We start from the raw sequence: 12,432 nt of genomic DNA, 5'->3' as shown, positions 1-12,432 counted from the left end.
ACCATGACACTCCGTTATCCACAGGCCTTGCTGTTGCTCTGCGCTTTGGCCGTGTTGCCGCCAGCCATTGCGGGCGACGGCATCAAACTCGACACGCCGGTCGGCGGCTGGCGCAGCGGCGCGCCGGGCGGTGAAGGCGAGAGCTTCAGCCAGACCGTCAACTACCCGGCTTCGTCGGTCAACACGCCCCAGGGCCAAGCCAATACCGCCCGCATCAGCGGCCAGATCAAAGGCGCGCCCAAGAACAGCAACGAGCCGGGCAAACTCATCATCAACGGCGTGACCCTGCCGCTGAAACTCGACCCGGAAGGGCGCTTCGACCGGCCGTTCTCGTTCCCCAACGGCAGCAACAGCGTCGAAGTGCGCAACCCTGACGGCCAGCAGCGCCACCGCACCCAATTCCTCAACACCAGCGGCGGCGCCACCCCGGCCAAGCTGCGGGTCTTGCTGACCTGGGACAGCGACGGCACCGACCTGGACCTGCACCTCGTCACCCCGGACGGCGCCCACATCTGGTACGGCGACCGTGTCGTGCCCAACGGTGCCGCGCTCGACGTCGACGTCACCACCGGCTACGGCCCGGAAATCATCGCCATGCCCGCGCCGATCAAAGGCCAGTACCTGGTGTACGTGAACTACTACGGCGGCGGTTATCGCAGTGACGAGGACGGCGAGCAACAAGCGGCACAAGCCCTGACCACGGCGCAGATCACCGTCATCACCGAAGAGGGCACGCCAAGCGAGAAGATGGAAACCTTCGTGGTGCCGATGCGCACGGCGGGGGAGTTGATGTTGGTCAAGAGCTTCAGTTACCCCTAAGGCGCCGTCAGCAAGATGTCAACCTGGGGGGCTGTGGGAGCGGGCTTGCTCGCGAAGACGACAGTACATTCAACATCAATGCAAACTGACCCGCCGCCTTCGCGAGCAAGCCCGCTCCCACATTGGATCTGTGGTGGACTGCGGGTTTGTGAACACCCCAAAAAAACTGGGGTGAGCTTTGCTCCCACAAGGTTGATCAGCGTTTGTGACAATTAAAAAATCTCACGCGTGAGCTATTGAGGGCAGTAGACATTCCCTGTAGTGTTTCTCACGCGTGAGTTTTTTCGCAGTGAGGTCAGCACCATGAACAGTCGCTCTCCAACAGATCCTGCGGGGTCTGCTACCGATTCAGCGAGCCGCAAGGGAGAGCGCTCGAAGCCGTCCGTGAAAAAACCATCCAGCTTTTACATGAAGCAGATGCGCGCGGGCTTGAGTGCCGCCGGGTATGTGAAACACGAGACTTGGGTGCTTCCCGAAAACCGGAGCCTGCTCAAGCAGATGGAGAAACAGCTACGCCAACCGATTCTGGCTGGCTCATTCATGTCGGAGAATTACATGAGCGCAGGTAACAACTGGAACATTGATCGCCTCTTCAGTGCCCTTCAGGCCCTCGACGAAGTGGTGGCGAACGACATCACCCTTTCTCTCGTTCAAGGTTCCGAGTCCAGCATCAAGCTGGAAATGAACGATTTCGGCGGCTTGCCGATTTACATCGCCGTGGTGGGGGATCAGATCATCGTCGACACCGTTCTGGTGGATGTCGAGTCGATCAACGACGTCGCGGCCTTCAACGATGCCGTGCTGCGCAGCCGGGAAATGTTCCCGCTGTCCTCGATCGGTATCGAATCCATGCCCAACGGGCAGATTGTCTACAACATGTTTGGCGCACTGAGTTCCGACTCCAGCCTGACCAACGTCGTGACCGAGGTTAAAACCCTCGTCGACAACGTCCAGCGCGCCAGCGAAGCCTTCGAACGTTTTTTCATCTAATTTTTCGGGAACAGGAACCATCCAATGACTCAGTCCATCTGGAGCAAATTGTTCACTGCGCTGCGTGGCGGTGCCAACGAAGTCGGCGAATCGATCGTCGACCAACAGGCCCTGCGCATCCTCGACCAGGAAATTCGCGATGCTGACAGCGCACTGGCCAACGCCAAGCGTGAGCTGGTCACCATCATGGCCAAGCACAAGCTGTCGACTGATCGTGTCAGCGAGTACAACGCCAAGATCCAGGACCTGGAGTCCAAGGCGCTGGCGGCCATCCAGGCCAACCGTGAAGACCTGGCGCTGGAAGTGGCCGAAGCCATTTCGACCCTGACCACTGAGCTGGACGCCGAGCAGAAGCACGCGACCGAGTTCGGTGGTTACGCTGAAAACATGCGCAAGGACATCGTCAAGGCCGAGAACCGCATCAAAAGCCTGCGTCAGCAAGTGGACATGGCCAAGGCCCGTGAGAGCGTGCAGAAAGCCCAGGTCAGTGCTTCGATTGCCAGCGGTGGCGCCAATGGCAAGCTGGAAACCGCCGTCGGTACGCTGAACCGCCTGCAGGCCAAGCAACAGCAACGTGCCGCAGAGCTGCAAGCCCAGGACGAACTGGCTGAAGCTTCGACCGGCAACGACCTGGAGCGCAAACTGCGCGATGCCGGCATTACGCCGAACGAAGGCAGCGCCAATGCGATTCTGGAACGCCTGAAGAAAAAATCGGCTGAGTGATCTGTTCGGGCTGATCAATTAAGGCAGGCTGAGCGCAAAACTTGTGGCGAGGGAGCTTGCTCCCGCTGGACTTTGTAGGAGCTGGCGAAGCCTGCGATCTTTTGATCTTTTGATCTTTTGATCTTTCGCTTGGGATTCAAGTGTTGAGGAAAGATCGCAGCCTCGTTGCACTCGACAGCTCCTACACAGCTCCTACACAGCGCTGGGGCTCAGCGGGAGCAAGCGCCCTCGCCACAAGAATGTCCGGCGTTCGTTGGATTTAATTGTGGCGCAGTACTTCTATCCAAACCCCGCAACAGGTTTAATGCTGTCCGGCCACTACGCTCGAGTGCTCAGACGCCAGAGCGATTTCCCGCCAGGAACAAAGCCCCACGGAGTCAGGGACGAAATGTCGATTTTTCTTTTACTGCGAACCTACGCCTCGTCCTTCTTCCATCGGTTCGGCTGGGCGGGCCTGGCCATTGCGTTGGGCGTGCACCTGTCCATCGCCTGGATCGGCCTGGTGCTTCTAGGCGAACAGCACCTCATCGCTGCCGCCACGTTTATCTACTTCTATCTCACCACCACGCTCACCGTTGGCTATGGCGATCTGTTGCCGCAGACAGCTGGCGGGCGGATTTTCGTGGCGACCTGGATCATGCTCGGGGGCATTGCCCTGTTGACGACGGTCATCGGCAAAACCACCAGCAGCGTCATTGATGTATGGAGAAAAGGCATGAAGGGCAAAGGCGATTTCACCGGCAAGACCGGCCACACCGTTCTCATCGGCTGGGAGGGCGCCTCCAGCGAGCGGGTCATCGAATTGCTGCTGCAGGACGAGACGTCCAATGACAACCTGATTGTCATCTGCGATTGCGTGCTTGAAGAAAACCCCATGCCCGGCAAGACGACTTACATCAAAGGTGAAAGCCTGTCCTCTGTCGCACTTTTGCAACGCGCTGGTGTGCCGGGTGCCGAACGCGTGCTGGTGCGCACCCACTCAGACGATCTGACCCTGTCCACCGTGCTGGCGGTCAATCAACTGAAGCCTGTTGGGCATGTGGTCGCCCATTTCAATGACAGTGAAGTGGCTGCACTCGCCAGCGCCTACGCGCCCAGCCTGGAGTGCACTTCCAGCATGGCCATCGAGATGTTGGTGCGTGCTTCACAGGATCCGGGTTCGTCAGTGGTCATCAATGAATTGCTTTGTGTGGGCGAGGGCGCCACTCAATACCTGATGAAACTGCCCGAAGCGTTTGATGCTGCGTTCGGCGATCTGTATGTGCAAATGAAAGAGCACCACAACGCCATTCTCATCGGCTACCGCGCCAAAGGCGCCCGGCACCCTTCGATCAACCCACCCTGCGACACGCGTGTGGGCGGTGGCGGTGACCTCTTCTATATCGCCTCCGCGCGTCTCAAGGAAATCTCCAATGGGCTGGTTTAAGCGGTTGATGGGCATCGAGGCGCCGAACTCGGGCAAGGACTCCAAATGGGTCGCCAACCCAATCCCGGCCTCCGTCGGGCCGCTGGGCCTGGCCTCGGGCAAAGAACTCCGGTTCGATAGCACGCTGAAACTGTTGCTCGACGACAACACCAGCGTGGTCATCCCCGATGCCCAACAGATCTGGAGCACCGGCATCGTCGACCTCGGCCAGTCGAACTGGCTGACGCGCTGTTACATGAACGACGAGGATTACTGGCTGCAAGTGCACACCAGCGGCGACGTCGCCGGGCAGGTCGAGTCGGTGATCCTGTTCAATTACCTCAGTTACGTCACCCTCAACAGTGAAGCGGAGTTGCGGCGGCTGGCCGGGCCCGAAAGCTTGATCGGCCTGCCGACCTACCACCACGACGGTGTCGAATACACCCGCGAATGGGGCACCGAGGAAGGCCAGACAGAACTGGTGGCGTTGAGCGAGCGCGTGAGCAATCCGGATGAGTCCTACAGCGTCGAGCACCGCTCAATGCTGTATGCCCGCGAAACCGGTCTGACCGATCGCCGTGAGTTCCTGCTGTTTTCCGTCGAAGAAGACGCTGAAGGCACCATCAGCTTGAGCACGTCGCTGGGCATTTCGCTGTACACCACTGATCTGAACACTTTTTAAAAAAGGAAGAAGTCCATGCTTGAAGCGCTCTCCATTTCCCTGAACAAAGCCGCCGTGCTCGGGTTTGTGCTGTACATCCTCGGTGCGGCCGTGCTGTTCGCGCTGTACCAGTTCATCTACACCCGGATCACCCCGCACAAAGAGTTCGAACTGATCCGTTCGGGCAACGTGGCCGCCGCCATCGCGCTGGGCGGCGCCATCATCGGTTTCGCCATCCCGGCCAGCAATGTGATTGCCTACTCCATCAGCCTTCTGGACTTCGTCGTCTGGGCCGTGATCGCCGCGTTCGTGCAACTGCTGGCGTTCCTGGTGACCAGCCTGGTGCTCAAAGGCGCCTCTGAACGCATTAAAAAGGGTGAAATCGCCGCGGGCATTTATATCGCGGCAGTGGCCATCAGCGTCGGCATGTTGAACGCCGCGTGCATGACGCCTTCCCAGAACTGATTGCGCCACGGAGATCCCATGAAACGAAGCAAGTACGTTCAGCTCTCGCTGGCCGCGTCGGTCGCCATGGCGATATCAGGCTGCGGCCCGACGGAAAAAACCTACCCGGTACAGAAGAAGTACAACTTCCAGTCCGTGCAGCAATGTGCCGATGAAAAACTCCCGGTAGACGTTTGCTCCGACGCCTACATGACCGCCATGGCCGAGCATCGCCGCATCGCGCCGGCGTACAGCAACCAGGCCGATTGTGATGCCGACTTTGTTGCCGATTGGTGCCAACAGGATTCCACCGGCCAGTTCATCCCCAGGCTGGGTGGTTTCGAACTGACCGCCGATGGCCAGGTCACCCAAGCCCAGGTGGACGCGGCCAAGGCGCAACTGCCGGCCTCCGAAGCCAACGCGCAAGGCTCAGGGTTCTCCGGCACCAGCCTGCTGACCGGGCTGCTGATCGGCAACATGCTGAGCAGCAACCGCAACAGCTACTACTCCCAACCGGTCTACCGCTATCGCGATGATCGCGGCAACTACGCGTCCTCAACACTCGCCCAGCGGATTTCCAAAGGCTCGACCTTTACCAAGTCCAATCAGGCGAGGTATGGCAATTACACCGACACGGTCCGTTCCGCCAGCAAACCGATCTCTGTTGCTTCGTCCACCTCCCGTGGCGGTTTCGGCAGCAAAGCCAGCGCCCGCAGCGGTTGGGGCGGCTCGAGCAGCTCCGGGCGATCGAGCAGTTAAGGAACGCGCGTCATGAAGAAAGTCCATTGCGCCGAACGTCATGACTGGAAACAGACCGCCGAGAGTCTCGGCTTTCTGTTCCACACCATCGACGACGAACCCTATTGGGACGAGAGCGCGTACTACCAGTTCACGCTCAAGCAGATCGAAGACGATCTCGAAGACCCGACCACCGAGATCCATGAGATGTGCATGGACCTGGTGGCCCGCGTGGTTCAGAGCGAAGAGCTGCTGGAGCGTCTGAGTATTCCCGCGCCGTTCTTCGACATGGTTCGCACCTCATGGCTCGAAGGGCATCCGCACCTGTATGGGCGCATGGACTTCTCCTACAACGGCAGCGGCCCCGCCAAGCTGCTGGAACTGAACTACGACACGCCGACCAGCCTGTACGAGGCGTCGGCGTTTCAGTGGGGTTGGCTGGAGCAATGCATCGAGCGCGGACTGTTGCCCGGGCATGCCGACCAGTTCAACAGCATCGACACCAAGCTGCATCAGGTCTTTGCCCAACTGCAACTCAAGCAACCCTTTTACTTCGCCTCGATGAAAGACTCGATCGAAGACAAGGGCACCACCGACTACTTGCGCCTGATCGCGGAAAAAGTCGGCATCGAATCGCGGCACATCGATATCGAGGATATCGGCCTTACCGGTGAGGGCCGTTTCGTCGATCTGCAAGATCGCTGGATCCCGCACCTGTTCAAGCTGCATGCCTGGGAGTTCATCTTCCACGAGCCTTTTGGTGCGGCGATTGCCGAGAGCGATACGCAGTTTTTCGAGCCGGCCTGGAAATCGATCATCTCCAACAAAGGCATCCTGCCGTTGCTGTGGGAATTCAACAAAGGTCACCCGAACTTATTGGCAGCCCATCTCGACACTGACTCGAGTAAAGCCGTCCCCAAGGGCTGGGTCCGCAAACCGTTCTTTTCCCGGGAAGGCGCCAACATCGAGCTGCAAACCGCTGATGGCCTGATCGTCAAAGAAGACGGCCCCTACACCGACGCCCCCTTCATCCTCCAGGAATTCGCCCCGTTGCCGAAGTTTGGCGACAGCTACACATTGATCGGCTCCTGGGTCATCGGCGACCAGGCCGCCGGCATCGGCGTGCGGGAAGACAACAGCCTGATCACCAAGGATTCGAGCCGGTTCCTGCCGCATTTGATCCTCGACTGAATCTCTGGGTCAAGCACTGAACCCCTGTGGGAGCGGGCTTGCTCGCGAAGGCGGTGCATCAAGCGACATCAATGTTGACGGTGCCGCCGTCTTCGCGAGCAAGCCCGCTCCCACAGGTTAATGCGTATGCCCCGACGTTTTCAGGTCCACCAGTAGCGCACCAGATGAAAGAAAATCGGTGCGGCGAAGCAGACGGAATCCAGCCGATCCAGCATACCGCCGTGGCCTTCGATCATGTGCCCCCAATCCTTCACGCCACGGTCGCGTTTGATGGCCGACATGACGATCCCACCGGCAAACCCCAGCAGGTTGATCAGCAAGGCAATGAGGAACGACTGCCAGGGATTGAAGGGCGTGATCCACCACAACGCGCCACCGATCAGCGAAGCCAGCAGAATGCCGCCGACAAAACCCTCGACGGTTTTCGACGGCGACAGGTTCGGCGCGATCTTGTGTTTGCCGAACAGCTTGCCGCACACGTACTGCAGCACATCCGACAGCTGCACCACGATCACCAGGTAAGCGATCAGCAACAGATTGCGCCCTTCAAAACCGGCGATGTCCAACGTCAGCAGCGCCGGCACGAACGAGATGCAGAACACCGCGATCATCAGCCCCCACTGGACCTTGGAAGCGCGCTCCAGAAAGTGCGTGCTGTCGCCGCCCAGGGACGCGAGGATCGGCAGCAGCAGGAACACGTACACCGGGATAAAGATCGAAAACAGCCCGTACCAGTCAAAATAAATCAGCAGGTACTGCAGCGGCAGCGCCAGGTAAAACGCCGCCACCAAGGCCGGATAGTCGCTGCGCCGGGTCGGTGTCAGGGTCAGGAATTCCCGTAGTGCATAAAACGACACGGCGTAGAACAGCAGGATGACTGCCGCGTTGCCCAGCCAGAACGCCGTGCCGATCACCAGCACCATCACCCACCAGGCGTTGATCCGCGCGTTGAGGTTGTCGATGACCGAGTTCGGCGCGCCTTTGGTGCGCCACTTGAGAATGAAACCAATCACCGAGGCCAGCAGCAGAATCGCGCCGATCCCGCCAAACAACATCAGGGTATGTCTATCCATGTCAGACGTGCTCCGGGGCCAGTGCCAGCAGCGCGGCGCGGCTGCGTTCAAGAAATTGCGCTTTGCTTTCATCTTCTTCGATGCACAGCGGCGCGCCGAAACTGGTGGTGCACAACAACGGCAGCGGCAATACACGGCCCTTGGGCATGACGCGGTTGAGGTTGGCGATCCACACCGGAATCACCTCGACCTCGGGGTGGCTTTTCATCAAGTGATAGATCCCGCTCTTGAACGGCAGCAGGCCGTCCTCCGGGTTGCGCGTCCCCTCGGGGAAGATGATCAGCGAGTCGCCGTTTTCCAGGGCGTCGAGCATCGGCTGCAACGGATTATGCGAAGGGTCCTTGCGCTCGCGGTCCACCAGCACACCGTTGAACACCCGGTTGATGATGTAGCGGCGCAGCGGGCTGGTCTGCCAATAATCGGCGCCCGCCACTGGCCGGGTAAGCTTGCGCAGTGCCGGCGGCAACGAGGCCCACAGCAGCACGAAGTCGCCGTGGCTGCTGTGATTGGCGAAGTAGATCCGCTGCACCGGTTGCGGCGCGCAACCGAGCCACAGGCTGCGAGCACCCGTGACCATGCGGGCGGCGGAGGTGATGAGGCTGGCGACCACGGGTTCGAACATGAGGATTCCTTGTCCTGAGAAACATAAGCGTAACTGTGGCGAAGTCGCCTGCTCCCGCCGAACCCTGTAGGAGCTGTCGAGCGAAGCGAGGCTGCGATCTTTCCACTGCCCATTGAGTCGAGAGCAAAAGATCAAGATCAAAAGATCGCAGGCTTCGCCAGCTCCTACAGGGGCCAGCGGGAGCAAGCTCCCTCGGCACAAAAACTATCTAGATACTTGACGCTAACCAGGGACTTGCGAGGATCAAGCCCAGCGTCAAGACCACTTGCGTGGCCAGCAACAACGACTGGCGGCGCAGCAGCAACAACGCGCCATGCCGGCGCTCGGTCCAGAGACGACCGCTGCGTTCGACCGGTTGCAGGCCGAGGGCGGTGAGGGCTTGATCCAATGTATAGGTTCGTTCGGCCAGCGATTGGGTGCTGTCCGCCATGCGCTGGAACAGGTCGGCATCAAACGCCACGCGCTGCGCCCAGTACTTTTGCAGCACGCCAAGCAGGAATATCACGACGCTAAAGAGCAGTAGCCACGGATTGACGCTACCGACCAAAAATTGAGCCAGCCCCAGCAGCGCCGCCAACAGGGTCAGCCCCGTGGAAAGCTGATCCAGCGAGTGACCTCGGCGCAACAGGCTCGCCACCGTGTGGAGTTCCATATCACTGATCATGGTCATTCCTCGTGCTTGTGGATAACCGTTCCAACGCCCGACGGTGCGCTGGATGCAAAACAACGTGCGGGCGGGCCCGCTGGATTTGGACGATGGCCGCATCGACGCTGGCGGCCCGGCCCGTGTGCAATAACCACGCGGCCACGGCGCTGGCGCTGCGCGAATAACCCAAGGCGCAGCAGACCAGCAGCGGCCCATGCTGACGCAGGTTTTCGATCATCCGTGCAGCTTCCAGGCACTGCTCGGCACTGGGCGCGGTCAGGTCAAGCACCGGCAACGTGCGATAGGCGATGCCGGTGCTGTCCATGGACATTTCGGCGCAAAGGTCGAGCACGCCGTTAAACGCACTGTCCTTCAATTCCATCGGCGTGGGAATGCGCCCCAACCAGACGTTATCGGCCACCTGATCCGCCTGCGGATGCTTGCGCGTCCAGCATCGCGAATTGATCCACGCCGCCGCCAGATAAGGCGCCAACAACCAGCGCACTGCCGGGCTCAGCCGGCCATCTTCACGTTTCTGAAACCCGCTCGCACCGAATGCCAGGTAATTGAGTGCCACCATCAGCAGCGCCACCGCCGGCCAGATCAACCAGAGCCACGCGCCACCCCAGGCAAACGCCGGAATGAAAAACGCCGCAGCCCCTAAACCATAGCGCAAAGCCAATCGCAGGCGCGCCGGGTCTGCGCTCAATCGCGCTGTTTTCAGCGGGCTGGGCCGATCCAGCGGCCACAACCAGACACACAACCACCCGGCCAGCGCACCGGTGGGCAGGTCAATAAAGTGATGTTGATAGGTGGTCAGCACCGACACACCAATCAGCGCGAACCAACCGTGCATCAGCCATCGCCAGAGCCCTTGCAGGTGCCGCTGATAACACACCCACAGCACCACCAACAACGCGATGTGCAGCGATGGCGCCTGATTGAACGGCTTGTCGAAGCCGGCCAGCACGTCGAACAGCCAGCCGAACAGCCAGCCGAACAGCCCATCCATTTCCGGCCGGGCGAAGGTGAAACGCAATGGCCAGAGCAGAAAACAACTGACCGCAATCGCCTGGGCCGTGAGCAGACGCAAGGCGTGGCGTTTGAGTTCTTCGCGGCTGCTGGGCAACAGCAGCGACAGGCCGTACAGCAGATCAATCGACCAATAGGGCACGATGGTCCACGCCATGAACGGCATGTGGCTTTCCCAGCCGAACACCAGACTGCCCACGTCATCCCGCTGGGACGTCACCCAAGTGGCGAAGCCATACGTGCTGAAAAACAACGGCGCCAACAACAGCAGCCACAGCACCGCCGGTTTCAGCAGGCCGGGCTCGCGAGCGGGGGCGATGACGGCGCTCATCACTGCACGCGCTGAGCCAGCGAAACGCTGAAGATGCCCCATTCATCGACCCGCAAGGTGATCTTGCGGAAACCCGCCGCCTCCACCAGTTGATCCATCTCCGCCTGCGTGCGTCGGCGCATCACCCAGGCCTGTCCGGCGCGGTGGCTGGTGAGGGCGCGGGCGATCAGCTCCAGTTGCGGGTGCCACGGCTGCCCGGTGTAGACCAGGAACCCGCCGGGTTCCACCGCTTCGGCCAGGCCGGCAAGGGAGTCACCGACCATCTGATTATCGGCAAACAACTCATACAAACCGGACACCACTGCAAGCGTCGGTTTTGGCGCCAGTGCCGCCAGATCCGAGCGATCAAAGGCGTCACCTTTGACGAACTGCGCGATATCGCCCAGTCCTTTTTCGAGGATCAGCGCACTGCCATCGCGCACGTTGATGTCGCTGTAATCGCGCAGCAGGATCGACTCCGGCAGCGGACTGACGCCTTGCAGCGCTTCGAGAATGTAACGGCCATGGCCGGCGGCGATGTCGACAATGCGCACTTCACGGTCCTGCTCGCGCAACGTGCCCATGGCCAGGCGCAGCAGCTCCTCGACATGCAGCTTGCGCTGACGAATCCCACGCCAGCCGATGGAGTTCAGGTAGTTTTGGTCAATCATCCGCCCCAGGGCCGAGGTGCCGGTGGGTCGATTGCGGTAGACGTAATCCAGCGTGCTGCCGGAGTCGAAGCCGGTGTCGAAACCCAACTTCACCCCAGCCGACAACTTGCTGCCAAAGCGCATGCTGGCGCGGGTCATGCGCCAGTACAGGTCGCGCAACGAATTGTGCGGCAGCGGCGTCGCCAGGGCTTCGGACTCGGCGCAGGTCGCGCCCAGGCGATCAGCGTCCAGCAGGGAAGGGCGGTCCATTGGGCGGGCAAAGTTTTGCAGAATGAACCGGCGGGCACTGGCGATGGCCGGCGCGCGGTTCTTCTCGCCGAGGGTGTCGTGGAAGAACCCCGGCAGAATGTGTTTTTCCTTGTGCACACTGCCCAGCCGCTCGAAGAACTGCTCCTGGGGTTTACGCTGCACCACAAAGTCGGAACCGGAAATCAGTAATTGCGTCGGCACCTGGATCGCCTGGGCATCGGCCACCACCCGATCGGCGGCTTCGTACAGACCCAGCAGCACGTTTACCGAAATGGCCTTGGTGATCAGCGGATCGCTGTCGTAGGACGCCACCCGCTCCGGGTCATGGCTGAGAAATTTCGCTTTGACGTAACTGTTGACGAAAAAGTTGCCGCGAAACCGGCGCATCAGCGCCAGGCCCGGGCGAGCGAAAGGCACATAAAGCTTGACCTTGAACGCCGGCGACGCCAGCACCAGCGAGCGAATGCGCGGCGCGTAATCGTGAACCCAGGTCGACGCGATCACCGCCCCGACACTCTGCGCCACCACGGCGATGTTCTGCTCGTCGATCTGGTGCGTTGCGCCGATGTGATCGCAAAAGGTCTGCACATCCCGCGCACTGGTGGCAAAGCTCGGACTGTCGCCGCGTGCCCCCGGCGACTGGCCATGGCCGCGCGCATCCCAGGCAAAAAAGTCGAAGCCGGGTAAATCCAGCTCATCCACCAGATGGGCAATGCGCCCGGAGTGCTCATGGCCGCGATGAAACAACAACACCGCCTGACGGGGCTCACCCGGCGCCGCGGCGATGGCCGGCCAATGCTGGTAAAACAAGTCCACGCCGTCAAAGGTGGTAAACGTCAGTTCCTGGGCTTCACGCAT

At 60.5% G+C, this 12,432-nt stretch carries 13 protein-coding genes; 8 read left to right on the top strand and 5 right to left on the bottom strand.

What is annotated here, in order from left to right; genetic code table 11:
• Positions 1-3 precede the first annotated feature (3 nt).
• The 8 genes from BMY45_RS03845 to BMY45_RS03810 all read left to right on the top strand — a co-directional run bounded on the left by BMY45_RS03845 (position 4) and on the right by BMY45_RS03810 (position 6,971).
• Positions 4-819, top strand: coding sequence for a YfaP family protein (locus BMY45_RS03845; protein ID WP_092394747.1), 816 nt, complete (start codon positions 4-6; stop codon positions 817-819).
• Between the two features lie 408 nt (positions 820-1,227).
• Complete coding sequence (locus tag BMY45_RS03840) at positions 1,228-1,809, top strand: YjfI family protein (protein ID WP_092394936.1); 582 nt, start codon at positions 1,228-1,230, stop codon at positions 1,807-1,809.
• Positions 1,810-1,833: 24 nt separating this feature from the next.
• A complete protein-coding gene (locus BMY45_RS03835; RefSeq protein WP_092394744.1) occupies positions 1,834-2,532 on the top strand; it encodes a PspA/IM30 family protein in 699 nt (232 codons plus the stop codon).
• Positions 2,533-2,920: 388 nt separating this feature from the next.
• Positions 2,921-3,958, top strand: coding sequence for an ion channel (locus tag BMY45_RS03830; protein WP_092394741.1), 1,038 nt, complete (start codon positions 2,921-2,923; stop codon positions 3,956-3,958).
• Positions 3,945-4,619, top strand: a complete 675-nt coding sequence (locus tag BMY45_RS03825; protein ID WP_092394738.1) for a DUF2491 family protein — start codon at positions 3,945-3,947, stop codon at positions 4,617-4,619. The genes BMY45_RS03830 and BMY45_RS03825 overlap by 14 nt, the downstream gene beginning before the upstream one ends.
• A gap of 15 nt (positions 4,620-4,634) precedes the next feature.
• Positions 4,635-5,063 (top strand): DUF350 domain-containing protein, encoded by a 429-nt coding sequence (locus tag BMY45_RS03820; protein ID WP_092394735.1) that lies wholly within the window; start codon positions 4,635-4,637, stop codon positions 5,061-5,063.
• Between the two features lie 18 nt (positions 5,064-5,081).
• Positions 5,082-5,801, top strand: a complete 720-nt coding sequence (locus BMY45_RS03815; protein ID WP_092394732.1) for a DUF1190 domain-containing protein — start codon at positions 5,082-5,084, stop codon at positions 5,799-5,801.
• Between the two features lie 12 nt (positions 5,802-5,813).
• Positions 5,814-6,971, top strand: coding sequence for a glutathionylspermidine synthase family protein (locus tag BMY45_RS03810; protein ID WP_092394729.1), 1,158 nt, complete (start codon positions 5,814-5,816; stop codon positions 6,969-6,971).
• A gap of 140 nt (positions 6,972-7,111) precedes the next feature.
• Here the strand turns inward: BMY45_RS03810 and BMY45_RS03805 are convergent, their stop codons facing one another.
• The 5 genes from BMY45_RS03805 to BMY45_RS03785 form a co-directional block, all read right to left on the bottom strand.
• On the bottom strand, positions 7,112-8,044 hold the full coding sequence (locus BMY45_RS03805) for a phosphatidate cytidylyltransferase (RefSeq protein WP_092394726.1): 933 nt from the start codon (positions 8,042-8,044) through the stop codon (positions 7,112-7,114).
• Between the two features lies 1 nt (position 8,045).
• Entirely contained in the window at positions 8,046-8,666 is a 621-nt protein-coding gene (locus BMY45_RS03800) for a lysophospholipid acyltransferase family protein (RefSeq protein WP_092394723.1), read from the bottom strand.
• 208 nt (positions 8,667-8,874) lie between these two features.
• Positions 8,875-9,330 (bottom strand): hypothetical protein, encoded by a 456-nt coding sequence (locus tag BMY45_RS03795; protein WP_092394720.1) that lies wholly within the window; start codon positions 9,328-9,330, stop codon positions 8,875-8,877.
• Positions 9,320-10,675 (bottom strand): phosphatase PAP2/dual specificity phosphatase family protein, encoded by a 1,356-nt coding sequence (locus BMY45_RS03790; RefSeq protein ID WP_092394718.1) that lies wholly within the window; start codon positions 10,673-10,675, stop codon positions 9,320-9,322. The genes BMY45_RS03795 and BMY45_RS03790 overlap by 11 nt, the downstream gene beginning before the upstream one ends.
• Positions 10,675-12,432, bottom strand: coding sequence for a bifunctional alpha/beta hydrolase/class I SAM-dependent methyltransferase (locus BMY45_RS03785; RefSeq protein ID WP_092394715.1), 1,758 nt, complete (start codon positions 12,430-12,432; stop codon positions 10,675-10,677). Before BMY45_RS03785 ends, BMY45_RS03790 begins: the two co-directional genes overlap by 1 nt.

The organism is Pseudomonas sp. NFACC39-1 (assembly GCF_900110355.1).
GTDB classification, from domain to species: domain Bacteria; phylum Pseudomonadota; class Gammaproteobacteria; order Pseudomonadales; family Pseudomonadaceae; genus Aquipseudomonas; species Aquipseudomonas tehranensis.
This window is presented reverse-complemented; position numbering and strand designations above follow the sequence as displayed.

Coding starts and splice junctions, on each gene's coding strand:
- BMY45_RS03825 (WP_092394738.1), top strand. CDS start 3,945: ATGGGCTGGTTTAAGCGGTTGATGGGCATCGAGGCGCCGAACTCGGGC.
- BMY45_RS03815 (WP_092394732.1), top strand. CDS start 5,082: ATGAAACGAAGCAAGTACGTTCAGCTCTCGCTGGCCGCGTCGGTCGCC.
- BMY45_RS03795 (WP_092394720.1), bottom strand. CDS start 9,330: ATGATCAGTGATATGGAACTCCACACGGTGGCGAGCCTGTTGCGCCGA.
- BMY45_RS03810 (WP_092394729.1), top strand. CDS start 5,814: ATGAAGAAAGTCCATTGCGCCGAACGTCATGACTGGAAACAGACCGCC.
- BMY45_RS03790 (WP_092394718.1), bottom strand. CDS start 10,675: ATGAGCGCCGTCATCGCCCCCGCTCGCGAGCCCGGCCTGCTGAAACCG.
- BMY45_RS03830 (WP_092394741.1), top strand. CDS start 2,921: ATGTCGATTTTTCTTTTACTGCGAACCTACGCCTCGTCCTTCTTCCAT.
- BMY45_RS03820 (WP_092394735.1), top strand. CDS start 4,635: ATGCTTGAAGCGCTCTCCATTTCCCTGAACAAAGCCGCCGTGCTCGGG.
- BMY45_RS03800 (WP_092394723.1), bottom strand. CDS start 8,666: ATGTTCGAACCCGTGGTCGCCAGCCTCATCACCTCCGCCGCCCGCATG.
- BMY45_RS03840 (WP_092394936.1), top strand. CDS start 1,228: ATGAAGCAGATGCGCGCGGGCTTGAGTGCCGCCGGGTATGTGAAACAC.
- BMY45_RS03805 (WP_092394726.1), bottom strand. CDS start 8,044: ATGGATAGACATACCCTGATGTTGTTTGGCGGGATCGGCGCGATTCTG.
- BMY45_RS03785 (WP_092394715.1), bottom strand. CDS start 12,432: ATGCGTGAAGCCCAGGAACTGACGTTTACCACCTTTGACGGCGTGGAC.
- BMY45_RS03845 (WP_092394747.1), top strand. CDS start 4: ATGACACTCCGTTATCCACAGGCCTTGCTGTTGCTCTGCGCTTTGGCC.
- BMY45_RS03835 (WP_092394744.1), top strand. CDS start 1,834: ATGACTCAGTCCATCTGGAGCAAATTGTTCACTGCGCTGCGTGGCGGT.